Here is a 15,685-nt window from a genome sequence, read left to right on the forward strand (position 1 = left end):
TGAGTCTTGGGAATTGCTCTTGATGCAGCCACAATGGACCTTCCAGTACGGGGGAAGGTCAAGTGCGACCTGTGACACATCGGAGACCCAGATGAGGATCGGCGAACTCGCCGAGGCGGCCGGCACCACCGCCAAGACCCTGCGGTTCTACGAGGAGCAGGGCCTGCTTCCCGCGGCCGAGCGCACCGCGTCGGGATACCGCGACTACGATCCGGAAGCAGCGACTCGGATCGACTTCATCCACCGCGGCCAGGCTGCCGGACTTACCCTCGCGCAGATCAAACAGATCCTCGACATCCGCGATGGAGGCGAGATTCCCTGCGGCCACGTCCGGGACCTCCTAGACGTTCGTCTGAAGGACATTGAGCGCCAGATCTCGGATCTCGTCTCCCTCCGCGACAACGTTGCCGCCCTCCGCGACGCAGCCGCAGAACCCGAACCCGAGACCTGCAACGCCGACGAGGTCTGCAGGTACCTGTAGCCAATCCGAGATGACGCGCGCAGAGGCGGAGCCTCCTGCCGCGACCTTCCTACGTGACCACAACGTTATGGCCAGCAACATCTGTGGTGGGCATGGACGTTCGGTGCAGTCGTGCTGTTCTTCGCCGGGCTGCAGAGCTTCCCCACCCAGAGCGCGAGCGGGCCCGCCCTCGGATCACCCGGCACCGGCTACATCTGGCTCGGACCCGTCATAGTCGGTGTCGCAATCGCCGCCGCGATCCTCGGCATCATCGCGATCGTCCTCGAGCACCGACGTCTCGCGGCAGAGCTACGCATCGCCACCGCGCCTCACTGAGGGATCGTAAGCGGATCGACAGTGTGGTCGCGGCTCAGATGCCCATGACGAGGCGGATGCCGTCGGCGATCTTCGTCTGAACGTAGCTCGGGAGGTGCCCGACCGGGAACGCGTCGAGAAACTCCCGGCTGACCGGTCCGACTTGCGATACGACCGCCACCGAGTCCTTCTCGAGGCCGGACGAGTCGACTGGTACGAGCACGTTGCCGGGGAACGCTTCCAGCGCGACGTTCGATGTCAACGGCACGACCAGGACGGTGGCGATCTGCGTGGCGAGCAGCCAGTCCTCCTGCATGACGACGGCAGGACGCCGCTTCGCCGGTTCCGATCCGCGCGGTAAACCGAAGTCGACCCAGACGACGTCGCCGTGGGCGATCACCACTCCGTCGCCTCGAGCATGCGACGCTCGGACTCCGAGAGGAACGGGCTGTCGGCCGAGGGCTGCCCGACGCGTTCGATGACCGCGTCGGCCAGGGCGGTCAGCTCTGCCTCGCCCTCGAGTTCCTCGACGAAGCGGCGGCCAGCGCGTCGAAAGAACTCCGAGCGGTTCATGCCGTGCCGGGCGGCCACGCGTTCGAAACGCTCGAAGTCGCCATCCGGGATGGAGATCGCGGTCTTCATTGCCAAAGTATAACCGGTCATACCGATTGTGTCGCCAAGGGATCGATTTGGCAACGACCATCGCGGAGCCATGGCAGGGCGCGGCCCGGGTGGATAAGGATCAGCCATGACCCGTTCTGACCTCGAGCCCACTCGGCCAGCGCCTGCACTTCCCAGAGCCATCCGACCCCTCGTGATCGGGGCTGCCCTGTGCCTCTTGATCCTCTTCATCGGACAATGGCCCCAAGCCTGCAACGGAGTTCAGGTGTGCCCGCCACTTTCCCTTCGACCTGGCACAGCCGCCGTCTGGGCCATGATCGTCGGGTTCACTGCCTTGGCTGCGAGCGTGGTTCGCGTCACGATGCCCGCGTGGGCTGGTCGGACCGCGATGGGAGTGCTCATCGCGCTCGGTGTCGCCGGAGCCGTCTTCACGCTGCTAGTCACCGGCTTCTAGGATCACCACCGCATCGAGGGCGGCGCCTCCGAGCGGCGCTCCTGTGCGCTGAGGGATCGGCACATGCGACCAACGGTCGCCCCGCAGCCGGAAGCCGCGATCGACGACCAACTCGCTCGCCGCTGATGATCTCGAGCTGCCACATGCCGCCGCCCAGTTCGACGGTCTCGCCCGCGGCACCCAGCGATTCGTCGGTGCGGTCCTGCTCCACGCCGCTGGCCCTAGAACGCAAACCCCGAATACGCCGACCAGAGCCAGCGTCAGGTCAGGTAGCACTTCGGTCCGAGCATCGGCAGCGGTCTTCCCGGCGGACTCGGGTGGCGCGGGTTGCCCAAGTTCGTCAGAGGGTCCCAGGTGAACACCCGGACGTACATCCGGTCGAGCAGCGCCTGGACGTCGAGCTTGGCCCTCTTTAGCGTGCGGTGCGGCATGTCCCCCCAAGCGCCGAGTACCTCGGTCGCCCCGTGTCTGAGCAGCACCTGTTCGATCGCCGCGCAGTTCATCGCCGACAGCGATGCGTTGAACGCTGAGAGCCGGCTCGGCTTCGGCGAACGCTCCGGATAGAGGTTCAGCATTACCCAGCCGGCGTAGCCGTGGTGCACGCTTGCTTCGATGAGCCTCTTGACGGTCTTGTCCGCCTGTGTTTCTGCCGCGTGCGAGGGGTTCATGCCGATCGCGATGAGCGGTGGCCCGCCGGCACTCGACCCGGATGTGCTGCCGAGGGCAAAGCGGTGCGACTGCACGCCGGGATCCGGCTCCCAGAAGTCGGGTTCGTGGCCCGTGGGGTACTCGATCACTGGGGTCGTCTGCAATGCCGCTACCCGAAGAGATACGACAGCTCGCCGTTGTAGAGATAACGGATCTCGTCGGGGGCGTCGAAGTCCACCTCGCCGGTCACGACGATGCTCTCGTCGGCGTCCTTGTCGAAGTAATCCGGGAAGTCTGCCTGATTCTGCTTTACGGCGCTCAGGAACTGTAGCAAGTGCGTGCGCGCCTCGGCGTCGGCGATCCCGAGGTCGACCTTGCGGCCCGTGATCTTCTCCCGGAGACGGGCGCTCAGCGTCCCTGCCTCGTTCGTGTACTCGTCGATGTAGCAGCGCGTTGCCCTCGTCCGCATGCAACAGGACTCTACCGGGCGGCGTGCGGCGGTCGACGGCTGCCAGGCGGTACAGGCCTACCCGGGTTTTTCGACGAGCTTGAGCCTCGGTTGTGCGCCGGTCACGGCACTGAAGCCCTCGGCTGTCGAGCACTTCTTGATGAGGTGCTGGATCCACGCCTTCGTGTAGCGGTACGAATTCGTCGGCTCGTCGTACTCGCAGAAGTCGGAATTGGTCCTTGCCGGGTTCGGATCCCCGTTGAGCGGACGGATCTTCTTCCGTTTCCAGGCTTCGGTGAAGTGGTAGACGTTGAACACGTAGGGAATCGCCGCCTGGATTTCCTCGGCGGCTTTCGTCGGCATGTATCGGCCCAGCCCGGAGACGGGCTGCTGCCGATCACGCACGATGACCTGGCCCCGGCGGCCGAGCCTCTCAGCGAACTCTCGCTCGTCGTCGGTCATGTCGGCGTAGTTCGTGAACTGTATGGCGATCGCATCCGGATCCTTCGGAGCGAGCTCGACCATGGCGCGGAGCCTGAACTCGTAGCGCGAGTCGCTTGTGACCGAGTCGTCGAGGCCGGCCTCGTATTCCGTGACGAAGCTTCGGAGGTCCGCAGGCAGCGTGCCGCGGAACTTCCTCAGCGCCTGCTCTCCCTGGGGCGTGAACGTGCCGACGAAGATCGGCAGCCTCAGCCGCAAGGCCAGCGACTGGTTCTCTCCGAACTGCTCGGTCAGCTCCGACTCGTAGTTGACGAGGAGCGCATGGGCATGGCCGGCGAGGTAGAGCATGAGCGCCTCGTCGGCGTGCGCGTGTCGGTGCTCGAGGCGGTTCCTGAGCTTGATGAACAGGGCGAGGTTCGCGCGCACCGGGTCGGAGTCCGCCGGCCACCGCTCCTTCATGGAACGCTCGAGCTCCCACCGCTTCGGCTCGCCATCGATCCTCAGCAGACGCCTCGTGAAGTTCGGGTCCCAATACCGGAAGTCCACGTCGTCGCGGACGAACTGGGCGTGGAGCAGGTAGAGCCACGCCAGATGCATGTGGATGACGAACCCCTCGAAGGCGCGGGCCTCAGCTGAGTCGTTGTAGAGGCGCACGGCCAAGCATGCCTCCTCGATGCTCGCGTCAAGCGTGGCTTGCCATCGTGGAGGTCGGGCCATGGCATGAGGCTAGCGCCACCATCGCGAATTCGAGCGATCTGCGCGATAACCAGCACTGCAGCGCCGCGAACGTCGCCTCGCATGGATCGGGGGCACGCCGACGTCCGAAACGGGTTCTGCACGCACCGTTGGATTCTTGTGAAACGTTGGCGTATGTGAAGGCGTCGGGCCGCCGCGCGCATTCCAGCCGCTTAGCAAACGCCAAGGTCGGTGGACGCCGTCGCAGCATCACCGACAAGCACGTCAGAAGGCGCAGGAGCTCTACGACGAGCGGCGCTTCACCATGGCGCAGGTCGCGGTCGTGGTCGGCGTCAGCCGGGCCTCAGCAGATCGCTGCGTGGAGACTGAATGGCATCCGCGGTAGGAGCGAACGAGAGAACCGCGCGCACGTTCGCAAATCTTCGGACCGACCGGCCGCGTTTGGTAGCTGCCTGGCTCGCGCGCGGTTGGCGACCGGCTGCCGTCGCGCTGCTGCGAGCCCGCACAAGTGCGGCACGGCGCGCTTGGCGTGCACGTCGCCGCATCGGTGCCCGAGGACGCCGGGTGCGGAATCCCCGGGATCGCACGCTCGCGGCCGCCGACCCGCTGGGTAGGGTCACGACATGGGGATTGCTGGGGAGCGGGCTCGGGTACTGGTGACGGTCAAGGCTTCACCCCAGCCTTCAGCGAAGTACGGGGACACCGTGTGCGTCGCCGGGTTGCGGATCGATGAGTCGCCGCACCGGTGGATTCGCTTGTACCCGGTGCCGTTCCGCTGGTTGAGCTCTAGCAGCCAGTTCAGCAAGTTCGACATCATCGACGTGAGCGTGAATCGACGAGCGCAGGATAGCCGCACCGAAAGCTTCGTCCCAGATACGCAGTCGATCGAAGTGGTGGAGCATCTGGACGGCTGGGCTGCTCGGGCGCCCTACATGAACATGCTCCCGGCGACAACGACCTGTCGGCTGATACGTGAGACGGAACGGGATCATGCCGCCCCATCGTTGGGGATGGTGAGGGTAGCGGGCCTAGAACGATACGCGCTCGAGAATCACCCGGGCTGGACGGCCGAGGAGGAAGCGAAGATCGCTAAGGCCATGCTGAGCTCGGAGCTGGACCTGTTCGGAACGAATGCTCCGCCGGCGACGAAGCTCAGAGCGCCGCGACTGAAGCTCCGGTATCAGTACAAGTGCCTAGAGCCCGAGTGCCCGACACATCAGGGGTTGAATCTGGACTGGGAGCTGACCGCACTGCAAAACCGGTATCACCGTGAGTCGATCGGTCGCCTGCGGGAGATCGTCGAGGACAAGTTTGTCCGGCAGATGTTCGAGGGCCGCCGACAGACATCGTTCTTCATGGGCAACTTCGAGGCCCCGTTCAAGCGGTCGAAGTTCAGCGTGCTCGGCATCTACTACCCGCCGTTGGCAGTGGCCTCGAAGGTGCGCCTGTTCTGAGCCACTACGCGCCGACGACCTGGTTCATGCGGTTGCGGAGGGCAGTAAGAGCCTCGCGGCGATGGCAATGGAGCTCCGACGCTTCGAAGCAAAGTAACGCGACCCTCTCGGTGCTCGCCAGATCCGCGACCTCATCGATGGCCGCGGCCGCGTCGGGCGTGGTCAGGCCGTCGGCATACTTGGCACGCGCCGCGCGGCCGACTTCGGTGCGCCACTCCTCCGAGAAGCCGGCGCGGTTGTCGCGGGCGTTTCCGAGCTCGGGTCGGTGCTGGTAGGAGATGCCGGCGGCCTTGAGGGCATCGGCAAGCGCGCGCTTGGAGAATCCCTTCTTGCGCGAGATCGCGTTGAGTCGGACATCCACGAGGATGGTCACCCCGAGGGCGGCCAGGTCTGCAACCAGCAGCTCTATGGTTTTCCCCTCATAGCCGACGCCGGTGAGGCCCCCAGTCTCAGTCCACATGTTGCCCAGCGTACCCGGCGCGGTATGGGCACTCTGGATGCCGCGGCCGCCATTGACACGGGCCGAGTAGCGCGGCGAGTTGCGGGCCGTGAGCGCCCGACCCGGATTCGTTCACGCAGTTGATCATGCGCTGGCCACAAGACGCCAGAGGATGAGCTTCACCAGGTCCTCCGTATCAAGGGCTCCGCCCGAGCGAGCCTCGCTACGATGACGAGCATGCCCGGGCCGCAGCCGCTCCAAACGTTCGATGCCAACGGAGACGACATTCCGCTGATGCTTGCACGAAGCTGGGCGGATGCGACGTACGAATTGCTCAACAGTTCGAAGGAACGACGGCGGCACTACCGCAATCTGGATTCGATGTACGAGCGAATGGACGGTGATGGCATCACGTGGGAGGCGGTCGAGGAGTCGCTTCGACAAGTCTGGACTACCGATTGTCTTCTGATCCTCAGCGCCGCCAACCTTGAGGCATGGGTGCGCAAACTCTACATCGCACGCCGACGCCGTGTACCCGAGTCCCTCGAGAATCTGAAGCGACTTCGGAACGCCATTGAGCATCTCGATGAGGCGGAACTCGATCAGGAGTCATGGACTGCGACGGCGAGAACCGCTGCCGCCCGTACTCGTGGAATCGGCGCGTTGCCGAATCAGTCACTCGCAATTGGCGTGACCGGCGACGGGAAGCTATTCGGGGTGATGACCCATGACGAACTGGAGGGCCTCGTTCTTAGATTGCTTGATGAACTCGCGCAGGAGCTCGATGACCACGCGGGCGACTGGTTCGAGTTCGCGCGGTCAGATCGCTAAGGGGCGGAGGCGCCGCACCGGTGGGACGTGCTCAGCGGGTACGACCCTGGTGATCCTGCGACACGACGGATTCGCTCGGCCCCTCGACAAGGGGCACCGGTTCGGAAATCTCCTGAGACCAGCCGGCGACGCGCCGCTTCAGGTCCTCGAGGACCTGGCCGAGTTCTGGCTCAGGCTTGTCAGACCAAACCGCCGGAAAGAGAACAGTCACTGCAACCCCCTTCGCGCCGACGCGCCTGAAGTCGCCCTTGGCCCACACCGTGGACACCGTTGATGACTCTAGTGACAACCCGCGACCTGGAAGCGAATCATCGGCAGAATTCCCCCATGGCCATTCAGTCGTTCATGTCATTGCAGATCAAAGCCATGCGAGACGCGGTTGGCCCGCCCCTCGCGTCCGTGCGAGTGATCGAGGGAACCGGATTCGTAATTGAGCACGATTCCGACTACTTCCTCATCACCAACGGTCACATCGTCACGGGTCGGCATCGCATCACGGACGACCCCCTGGGGGAAATCAAGGTGCTCCCGAGGTACCTCGATACCGCTCTGCCAATCGAAGCGACCGATCCGGGCCTGGGTGAGGCGGCGCTGATCGGGTTCTCGTCCCGGCAGATTGATCTGTATGACGCGGATGACAGGCCGAATTGGCTAGTTCACCCCACGTTCGGGAGGCGGGCCGACGTGGTCGCCATTCCGCTCGCCCCACCTGAATCCCGAGGGCACTCAGCGATCTCGACCAAGCTGCTGCCGTACTCGCTCGGGTCCGCTGACCCCGCGCCAGAGCTGGAGCCTTCTGTCGACCTGAGCGTCGTGGGCTTTCCGTTCGGCCTTACGGGCGGAGCAAATTCCGCTGTGTGGGTCCGCGGCACAGTTGCCTCGGAACCGACCCTCAACTTCTCCGGGGAGCCGTGCTTCCTCATCGACGCTCGGACGCGGCTCGGCCAGTCCGGCTCGCCAGTTATCCGCTCCGTTCCCACCTCGGGCAACTCGAAATCAGGGGGTGTTCGATGGGAGCTTGTGGGTGTCTATTCGGGTCGGACCGACCCGACCTCCGATCTGGGCAGGGTCTGGCGGTGGTCGGTGCTCGAGACGATTTTGGATAAGCGGGTTCGGGACGACATGAGCTTCATCTAGTCGGCAAGCGGTCCTCAAGTCTCACGACGTGGCACAAGCCGGCCGCATTGAGGGCTCCACGATCCATGAAGTGCTCGGATACCGCCTTGATGCGTTGCGGGAGGCAGGACACCACGACCGCCTGCGCTGGATCCGACATGATAGAACATCACGCGGCCTACCGGCGGGACACAGCCGATTTCTGACTGCTTCCCGCTCAGAATGGGAGGGTACGACTTGTGACGTTGATTTCGAAGGAAGAGTTTCGAGCGATTGCCGAGGACGTTGCGGCGAGTGCATGGAAGATCGAAGTGGTGTCGATCACCGACTATCGAGTGGACATCGGGGTTCGATCCAACTCTGGCAAAGGAAGCTACGAGGGTTGGGTGGATTTCGATCCGCAGACTGGGCATTTCACGTGGGGCGCAAATCCCTACTATCCGGGTGCGAACGGCCCGTTGAGGTTTGGCGATCAAGTCCAAGCGCGACTCATGGAGTTGTTCGGCCGTTCCTAGCGAGACATCCGGCCGTGCTACCTGACGGTTCGCACAACGGATGGCGACGAGAACCAGTGCGACGACGCGAAGTGTGGACCGCGCCCGCGCCGTCGGTCAACGCGGCACTCCGGGTGTCCGAAGCGGATCCTCTCGGCGTTGACGGCGGACCTCTTGTGAGTGCCGGACGTCGCCGAGCAGCGCTCCACGATCCGCAGGGATGTCGTCACTGAGTCGCACCAATAGGACGTCAAGGCGAGTCGGGGCGGCGTCGCTGCAACCGGAGGGACGCGTCGCTGAGCATCGCCGATGGGACGCGGGAAGTATGCGGCGCGCACGGGGATACGTCGACAACAGGCCTCGCGAGGATGCCGCGTCGATCCTGGGCGGCGTCTGGCACGTGCGCGTGCCTCGTTGCGAAGGTGGGATTGCTTCTCTCCGGGGAGCGCCAAATCGGTTGGGGAAAGTTGCCACCGGCGACTCAGCTCGGTAGATCCGGCAACACTCCGACTCTCGCTTGCGGCGGCGGACCCTGGCGACGGCAGCCGTGCAGCGCTCTACCGGCAGAGCGCCTGGCTGCTTGAAGAAGCTGAACACGTCTGGCACTTGAGGGCGGTTGCGTCGCAACCGCGTTACGCCGAGTGCGCGCCGTGGTCTATCGGGCAAGCATGGAGCAGGCACCCGGCGCGGACCTTGAACTCGAGCACGGCGACGAGCGGCTGGAGCCAGCCGACACGAAGCCTGCGACCACGGCCGACGTCGAGCAGCGACCTTGACGCGTCAGTTGTCGCGAGTGATGCGGACGCTTGGCGACGCGACGCACGCGCCGCAGCGGATCGGGCACCGGCGCTTCGCGTCGTGGTGTCGGGAGTGTCGCAGCCGCTTTGTCGCCGGCACACAGCACGCGGCGTTCTGCTCGCAGTCGTGTCGTGACGCGGCGCGACGTCGACAGTCGCGTCATCACAGCGATGCCGCGACATCCGTGCTGGTGCGCCGCTGCGAGGCTTGTCTGTCGCGGTACGTGTCGGTGATTCCGCGTCAGCGTTTCTGCTCGGCGACGTGTCGCAAGCGTGCCTGGCATGACGCGTCGCGTGTCGCGTCACCGCGCCGGACGACGTGCGCGAACGCCGCGTGTCGCGGCGACATGCAGCGCGGTCGCGCAGGCCAGCAGTACTGCTCGACGCGGTGCCGTGTCGCGGCGCACCGGGCGCGACAGGGGGCGGCGTCGTGATCTCGATGGTGAAGATCGCGTCAGGCGAGGATGCGTGGCGCTACTTCCAGGATTCTGTCGCCGTCGAAGCGGGGCGTGGTGACGCTGTCGACTACTACGCCGCGGAGGGGACGCCGGCGGGGCGGTGGTACGGCGCCGGTGTCGCGGGCCTCGGTGTCGCCGAAGGTCGGACCGTGACGCCAGCGGAGCTGTCGCATCTGTACGGCGCTGGCGCACATCCGCTGACCGGTGAGCCGCTGGCGCGACGGTACGTCGTAGTCGCGACACTCGACGAACGGGTCGACGCCCGCGTCAAGCAGCTCGACACCTCGCTCGATGACGCGACGCGCGAGCACGCCGTCGCCAAGATCATCGCCGACGAGACGGCGCACACGCCGCCATCATCCGTCGCCGGGTTCGAGCTGGTGTTCAACCCGCCGAAGTCGGTGAGCGTGCTCTGGGCGCTCGCGCCGACGTCCGTGCAGGATCAGATCAAGGCCGCGCACGAGCAGGCGCTGCAGGAGACTCTCGCGATCCTCGAGCGCGATGCGTTGCGGACCCGCGTCGGGGCCGGTGGAGTGGCGCAGCTCGAGGTGCTCGGCGCGGTCGCGACCGGCTTCGATCACTGGGACTCGCGGGATGGCGACCCGCAGCTGCACACGCACTTGCTCATCGCGAACCGGGTGCAGACGCCGGACGGGCGGTGGCGCACCATCGACTCGCGTCACGCGCTCTCGCCGCACGTCGTCACCCTCTCGGAAACGTACGACGCGGCACTGATGGATGCGCTCTCGAACCGGCTCGGCGTGGAGTGGACCGAGCGGACCGCCGCCGTCGACGAGCGCGGCTACGCCCGCTTCCTGCAAGACCACGGCCTGTCCGATTCGCAGGAGGCGCGGGCGCTGTTCGCCGACGCGAACGGGGTCGCGACGCGGAACCGGAAGTGGGAGATCGCTGGCATCCCGCCACGGCTGCTCGATGAGTTCTCGCAACGATCGGCGGCGATCGCGAAGGCGAAGGACGAGCTGATCGAGGAGTATCGGGCGGCGACCGGCAGGGAGCCGTCCCGGTTCCAGGTGTGGCGGATGCGCAACCAAGCGACCCGCCGCACGCGCACCGCGAAGAGCGTCCGCTCGCTCGAACAACTGGCCGAGGACTGGCGGGAACGCGCCGCTCGCATCACAGACCCCGACGAGCTCGTCGCCGACATCGTCCGTGCCGGATCCGCCCGACTCGCGAAACAGGGCCGCTGGTCGGTGCGTGGCGACGACCTCGCCGATGCGCTCGATGTAGCGGAGGTCGCCGGCCGGGTGCTCGCGCGGTTGGCCGAGGCGCGCGCGACGTGGTCGCGGGCGAACGCAATGGCCGAAATCCACCGGGCACTGAAGCCGATCACGTTCCGCAGCATCCTCGACCGCGACGACGCATCTCGGCGAGTGCTGCAGCACGTCATCGACCAAGCGGTCGCAGTCACCCTACGAGACCCGCTGCATGCGCCGCGCGAATTCCGGCAGTCGGATGGCGCGTCCGCGTTCGCGCCCACATCCCGCGAGCTGTTCACGACACAGCGACTGCTCGACGCCGAGCGCCGGCTCCTGAATGCCGCATCGCGCCAGACCGGGCTTCGAGTCGACGCCGCGATCCTGGAGGCACGGCTCGACAGGCCGGACCCGCACGGGCGCATGCTCGGCACCGATCAGCGTGACGCTGTCGCGATGATCGCCGCGTCTGGGCTCGCCGTCGACGTGCTCGTCGGGCCGGCCGGCGCCGGGAAGACCACCACCCTCGCGAAGCTCCGCGAACTCTGGGAGCAGCAGCACGGGCAGAACTCCGTCATCGGTCTCGCCCCGTCAGCATCAGCCGCGAAAGTGCTCGGCGAGGCGCTCGAGATCGAGACCGAGAACACCGCCATGTGGATCACCGGTTCAACCCGCCCCGCCGCGCGATTCGCGATGCGCCAGGGACAGCTGGTCATCGTCGACGAGGCCGGCATGAGCGGTACCCTCGCACTCGACGAGCTCCGCGCCCAGGCCGAGCGGGCCGGTGCGAAGCTGCTACTCGTCGGCGACTGGGCACAGCTCGGCGCCGTCGACGCCGGCGGCATATTCGCCACGATCGCCGCCTCCCGCGGAAAGAACGCCGCCGAACTCGACCAGGTGTGGCGATTTACCGCCGAGTGGGAACGCGACGCGTCCGTGCTGCTCCGCCTCGGCGACCCCGCCGCGATCGACGCCTACGCGGCGCACAACAGGGTCGAGTCGGGCACGAGCGAGCAGATGCTCGCCGACGCGCTCTCCGCATGGAAACAGGATGTCGCTGACGATCGCGACGCCCTCCTGATCGCGTCCGACAACGCGCAGGTTCGCACGCTGAACGACCACGCCCAGCAATGGCTTCGCGACGCTGGCCGCCTCGGCGAGGCATCCGTCGAGATCTCAGAGCGGATGCGCGCCCACATCGGCGACCGCATCGTGTCTCGCAACAACAACCGCACGCTGCGCGACAGCGCCGGCGACTGGGTTCGAAACGGACAGGAATGGGTCATCGTCCGGATACGGCGCAACGGGGAAGCGATAGTCGAGAACGCCGACCGGGCCCGCGTGACGCTGCCGGTCGACTACCTGCGCGACCACGTCCAACTCGCGTACGCGACGACCGCGCACCGGTCCCAGGGCCGCACCGTCGACACGGCACACGTCCTGGTCGATGAGAGCACCTCGCAGGAGATCTTCTACGTCGGCATGACCCGCGGCAAGCACTCGAACCGGGCCTACGTCACCGCTGGTCTCGCCGACACCGACGCCACCCGGCAGCTCGAGCGCGGCTGGCGGGATGTGCTCGAGTCCGTCTTGCGCTCGACCGGCGCCGAGACCTCGGCGACGGCGACCATCACGCGCGAGCACGAGCGCGTGTCCAGCATCCGCCAGCTCGCGGCCGAGTACGAGACACTCGCGGCACACGTCTCGCACGAACGCTACGGTCCACTACTCGCCGACACGCTCGGCGACCAGTTGCACGACCAGCTTCTGCGCCACGGCGGGTACGACGCGCTCGTCGCGCTCGTCCGCCGCGTGGACGAGCAAGGTCTTCCCGTCCGTGACGTGGTCAGAGACGCTGTCTGCTCGCGTCAGTTGCATGATGCGACGGATGCTGCGGCCGTGGTGCATCAGCGGCTGACCGATCGCCTCGCGGTCGCCGCGGCATCCCGGCCTGACCGCCACAGCGAACACATCGCAGGCCTGATTCCGAGCGTCACGACGGACAACGCAGACATGCGCCGCGCGCTCGAGGAACGCGCGGCCGCGATCGTCACGCGAGCCGAGACCGTCCTTGACCGTGCGCTCGCGGATCGCGAGCCATGGGCGGAGCGACTCGGCGACGCATCACGTGAAGGATGGCGATCCGCCGCCATCGCGATCGCCGCCTACCGCGACAAGTGGGGCGTGACCGCCGCCGACCCCCTTGGGCCCATCGACGACCTGAACCATCAGCGCCGCGCCGATTACACCGTGGCGAGGGGCGCGCTCGATCGTATCGAGCAGACGAGCCCGGATTCACCGAGAAGCCCGCGCCGAGGGCTGGTAGGCGCCGCTTCACAGGTTCCGACCGAACTGCACGAGCATCGTGGACCGCAGCTACGGTCGGCGCCATGAGAGGCGATCTCTACCGGTCGCTCGGCGTCGACCGTCACGCATCCGCCGAAACCATCGCGCGCGCCGCAACCGAGCGCGCCTTCGCGACCCATCCCGACCTGGCCGGCTCCCGCCGTACGCGGCGCGAACATCGCCGGGTCCTGGCTGCGGGTCGAGTGCTCACGGATCCCGATCGGCGGCGCGCGTACGACGAACAGCACCGCCGGGCAGGCCGGACCGGATGCTGGCGAGTCTGGGGCGGTATCCGTGTTCTGGCCGTCCTGATCCCGACCGTGCTGATCGTCGCGTCGGCCGTTGCGATCAACGCGTCCAGCAGTCGGCTGGCAGCGATTGAGGTGGAACCCGCCACGGCCATGGCTCGAATGGTCGGCGCCCAAGTAGCCCACGCGGCGTTCGTCCTCGGCGCCATGCTGGCATTCATCCCGAGCCGGCGCTTGGTGCGCCGAGGCTTTCTCGGTGCGATCATCGCGGGAGCGGCATCGACGCCCGTCCTGGTGCCAACAGCGACCACGGAAATGACAGATGCCGCGACCGTCGCGTTCATAATCACCGGCGCGCTTCTTCTTGGCGCCGCGACAGTCGTGGGCGGCGCCACGACACGCCAGGTCGCGGACACTTACGCGCGCTGGCGGTGGGCGCGACTCGTGCGCATGGCCGAGGACGGTGGCCACGGGATCCTCTACATCGAGCGAGCGGTGCACACCAGCGAACGCTCCCGTGTACTCGCGCTCGATCACGCGACCGGAGAGTGGGTCGAGGAAGACCTCTGGGGCCGGGCCGTTCCAGGATGCTGGCAGCTCGTCGATCGAAATCGCTGTGTCCTGTTGACCCAGAGGGTTCGAGTCGGGCAACGCGACATCGCACGGTGACCAGGCTGTGCCTACCGACCCGGGACCGCCGCCGTGCGGGGCGACGTCACGGACGGCGGCTGTGACGTCGATCCTCTCCGAGTAGCGACCGCTGACGGGCCGACCGGCGACGCCTCGCTCCCTCCATTCAGCTTCCCGAGGTGAACGGACCGTGCCTCCACGCTGTCGAACTCACGGACCTCGGGTCCGCCACGGCTGATGGTCAGCAGCCGCGGGGAGTCGAACTCGTCGCTCAAGAGGAACAGCTGCTGCGGCGCGACACCGGCGCGCGAGGGGACGACGCGCCATCCGGCCCTCACATTCGCCTGCACCAGTTCACGAACGCTCCCGGCCCTCAGAACCGCTCCGCTCCGGTGCGCCTCGACGAGGCGCCCAGCGCCGCTCTGGCGGGCTTGCGCCTCGCGGACCTCGTTGGCGGCGCGACGGCGAACCTCCAGCAACGTGTCGTACCGCGGCCTGCCGGCAAGCTCACGTGCCCGCGAGTCGAGGAGGACGTCTCGGTGAAGCCGGGCGGCGTTGGCAAGCTGGTGAGTGTCGACGGCGCGCCGGAACAGGAGCCGCTCCCGAAGGCGAGCGTTCGTCTCGGTGAAGCCCTCGAGCAGCGCACGGGGAGTCGGCGCGTCCTGCTTCCGAATCTGCGCGATCTCCTTGACGGTTCGCCGTCTGGTGAAGAACTCGTCCGCCGCAGCCGCATTGTTCCGCTTCTCGAACGCGAGCACGCGCTGCAGGCTCCGCGGTGGAAGGCCGGCCCTGGCGAGCGCTCGATCGACGCGCTTCTTCTCGCGCTCCTGCGCCTTGTGCCGCTCGCGTTGCTCCGGCGACGGCGGCTTCGCAGGCTTGGACCGATCCCGCTTCTCGTAGTCGCGTCGCGCGTCTGCGCGCACCTGATCAGCTGTGCGCGCCGCATCCCGGCGAGCCCTGATCGCTTCCTTGTTGCGGTGGTAATACTCCCGCTGGGCCTCGCGATACCTCTCCGGGTTCTCCGCCTTGTAGCGCTCGCGCGCGGCTCGACGCTTCTCGGGATTCTGCTTGCTCCATTCGCGAACGCGCTCGACTTCGCGCGCCCGCCGCTTCTTCTCGGCGGCCTGGGCGCGCATGTACTCGCGGTTCTGCTCGCGGAGACGCTCGAGGTTCTTCTCACGGTGTTCCGCCCGATAGTTCGGGTTGGCGTCCCACCATGCCTGCTTGCGTGCCCGGTCCCGGGCGATGCGCTCCTCTTCCGGGAGGGGACGAGTCATTCGGCCGGGGTGTCTGCGTCGGCCAGGTCCGAGAGGATTGCGAAGAGCTCCTCGCGGTATTCCGTGGGCTCGACGATCGCCCGCCCGACGATCTCCCTGACGGCGGCGAGAGCGACTGGGTCGAGTTCGCCGAGCGGTTCGACGCACCAGGCAAGATCCTCATCGAGCCGGTAGTCCGGCTGGTCGACGTGTACCTGCGGGTAGTAGATGAATGCTGCGATCGCGGTGCGCTGCAGAGCGATGTCGATCTGGTCCTGTGCGGTCATTGTGGTCGGTCCTTTCGGTCGTGCGTTTGAAG

The 15,685-nt window shown here is 66.6% G+C and carries 17 protein-coding genes; 8 read left to right on the forward strand and 9 right to left on the reverse strand.

The features are described 5' to 3' along the window. The first annotated feature begins 91 nt into the window (after positions 1 to 91). The gene (locus tag ACZ4TW_RS02960) at positions 92 to 481 is read left to right on the forward strand and encodes a heavy metal-responsive transcriptional regulator (RefSeq protein WP_040347802.1); all 390 of its coding nucleotides are present in this window, start codon (positions 92 to 94) and stop codon (positions 479 to 481) included. A gap of 111 nt (positions 482 to 592) precedes the next feature. Continuing rightward, on the forward strand, positions 593 to 796 hold the full coding sequence (locus ACZ4TW_RS02965; RefSeq protein WP_465539958.1) for a hypothetical protein: 204 nt from the start codon (positions 593 to 595) through the stop codon (positions 794 to 796). A 34-nt stretch (positions 797 to 830) separates the two neighbouring features. On the opposite strand, the gene ACZ4TW_RS02970 is transcribed toward ACZ4TW_RS02965, so the two are convergent. The 5 genes from ACZ4TW_RS02970 to ACZ4TW_RS02990 all read right to left on the reverse strand — a co-directional run bounded on the left by ACZ4TW_RS02970 (position 831) and on the right by ACZ4TW_RS02990 (position 4,104). After that, positions 831 to 1,178 carry a type II toxin-antitoxin system PemK/MazF family toxin gene (locus ACZ4TW_RS02970; RefSeq protein WP_465539960.1) on the reverse strand — a complete coding sequence of 116 codons (348 nt, stop codon included), beginning with the start codon at positions 1,176 to 1,178 and terminating at the stop codon, positions 831 to 833. After that, positions 1,172 to 1,417 carry a ribbon-helix-helix domain-containing protein gene (locus ACZ4TW_RS02975; RefSeq protein ID WP_155052534.1) on the reverse strand — a complete coding sequence of 82 codons (246 nt, stop codon included), beginning with the start codon at positions 1,415 to 1,417 and terminating at the stop codon, positions 1,172 to 1,174. Before ACZ4TW_RS02975 ends, ACZ4TW_RS02970 begins: the two co-directional genes overlap by 7 nt. 693 nt (positions 1,418 to 2,110) lie before the next feature. Further along, a complete protein-coding gene (locus tag ACZ4TW_RS02980) occupies positions 2,111 to 2,647 on the reverse strand; it encodes a DUF1643 domain-containing protein (protein ID WP_465539962.1) in 537 nt (178 codons plus the stop codon). Between the two features lie 20 nt (positions 2,648 to 2,667). Further along, positions 2,668 to 2,967 carry a hypothetical protein gene (locus ACZ4TW_RS02985; RefSeq protein WP_465539964.1) on the reverse strand — a complete coding sequence of 100 codons (300 nt, stop codon included), beginning with the start codon at positions 2,965 to 2,967 and terminating at the stop codon, positions 2,668 to 2,670. Positions 2,968 to 3,024: 57 nt separating this feature from the next. Then, positions 3,025 to 4,104 (reverse strand): DUF3644 domain-containing protein, encoded by a 1,080-nt coding sequence (locus ACZ4TW_RS02990; RefSeq protein WP_465539966.1) that lies wholly within the window; start codon positions 4,102 to 4,104, stop codon positions 3,025 to 3,027. Positions 4,105 to 4,706: 602 nt separating this feature from the next. On the opposite strand from ACZ4TW_RS02990, the gene ACZ4TW_RS02995 reads away from it, so the two are divergent. After that, positions 4,707 to 5,537, forward strand: coding sequence for a hypothetical protein (locus ACZ4TW_RS02995; RefSeq protein ID WP_465539968.1), 831 nt, complete (start codon positions 4,707 to 4,709; stop codon positions 5,535 to 5,537). A 4-nt stretch (positions 5,538 to 5,541) separates the two neighbouring features. Here the strand turns inward: ACZ4TW_RS02995 and ACZ4TW_RS03000 are convergent, their stop codons facing one another. Then, on the reverse strand, positions 5,542 to 5,997 hold the full coding sequence (locus ACZ4TW_RS03000; protein ID WP_465539969.1) for a DUF488 domain-containing protein: 456 nt from the start codon (positions 5,995 to 5,997) through the stop codon (positions 5,542 to 5,544). 216 nt (positions 5,998 to 6,213) lie between these two features. Between ACZ4TW_RS03000 and ACZ4TW_RS03005 the strand changes: the two genes are divergently transcribed. Next, entirely contained in the window at positions 6,214 to 6,807 is a 594-nt protein-coding gene (locus ACZ4TW_RS03005) for a hypothetical protein (RefSeq protein WP_465539971.1), read from the forward strand. 31 nt (positions 6,808 to 6,838) lie between these two features. Here the strand turns inward: ACZ4TW_RS03005 and ACZ4TW_RS03010 are convergent, their stop codons facing one another. Next, a complete protein-coding gene (locus tag ACZ4TW_RS03010; RefSeq protein ID WP_465539973.1) occupies positions 6,839 to 7,075 on the reverse strand; it encodes a hypothetical protein in 237 nt (78 codons plus the stop codon). Between the two features lie 59 nt (positions 7,076 to 7,134). Between ACZ4TW_RS03010 and ACZ4TW_RS03015 the strand changes: the two genes are divergently transcribed. The 4 genes from ACZ4TW_RS03015 to ACZ4TW_RS03030 all read left to right on the forward strand — a co-directional run bounded on the left by ACZ4TW_RS03015 (position 7,135) and on the right by ACZ4TW_RS03030 (position 14,149). Next, positions 7,135 to 7,944 carry a trypsin-like peptidase domain-containing protein gene (locus ACZ4TW_RS03015; protein ID WP_465539975.1) on the forward strand — a complete coding sequence of 270 codons (810 nt, stop codon included), beginning with the start codon at positions 7,135 to 7,137 and terminating at the stop codon, positions 7,942 to 7,944. Positions 7,945 to 8,162: 218 nt separating this feature from the next. Then, entirely contained in the window at positions 8,163 to 8,438 is a 276-nt protein-coding gene (locus ACZ4TW_RS03020) for a hypothetical protein (protein WP_465539977.1), read from the forward strand. A 1,215-nt stretch (positions 8,439 to 9,653) separates the two neighbouring features. Then, a complete protein-coding gene (mobF, locus tag ACZ4TW_RS03025) occupies positions 9,654 to 13,280 on the forward strand; it encodes a MobF family relaxase (RefSeq protein WP_465540261.1) in 3,627 nt (1,208 codons plus the stop codon). Beyond that, entirely contained in the window at positions 13,277 to 14,149 is an 873-nt protein-coding gene (locus ACZ4TW_RS03030) for a DnaJ domain-containing protein (protein WP_465539979.1), read from the forward strand. Before mobF ends, ACZ4TW_RS03030 begins: the two co-directional genes overlap by 4 nt. Positions 14,150 to 14,160: 11 nt before the next feature. On the opposite strand, the gene ACZ4TW_RS03035 is transcribed toward ACZ4TW_RS03030, so the two are convergent. Both ACZ4TW_RS03035 and ACZ4TW_RS03040 read right to left on the reverse strand, forming a co-directional pair. Beyond that, positions 14,161 to 15,246 (reverse strand): hypothetical protein, encoded by a 1,086-nt coding sequence (locus ACZ4TW_RS03035; protein ID WP_465539982.1) that lies wholly within the window; start codon positions 15,244 to 15,246, stop codon positions 14,161 to 14,163. Between the two features lie 137 nt (positions 15,247 to 15,383). Then, complete coding sequence (locus ACZ4TW_RS03040) at positions 15,384 to 15,653, reverse strand: hypothetical protein (protein ID WP_465539984.1); 270 nt, start codon at positions 15,651 to 15,653, stop codon at positions 15,384 to 15,386. Between the last annotated feature and the right edge of the window lie 32 nt (positions 15,654 to 15,685).

Source organism: Agromyces sp. NPDC029043 (assembly GCF_055564615.1).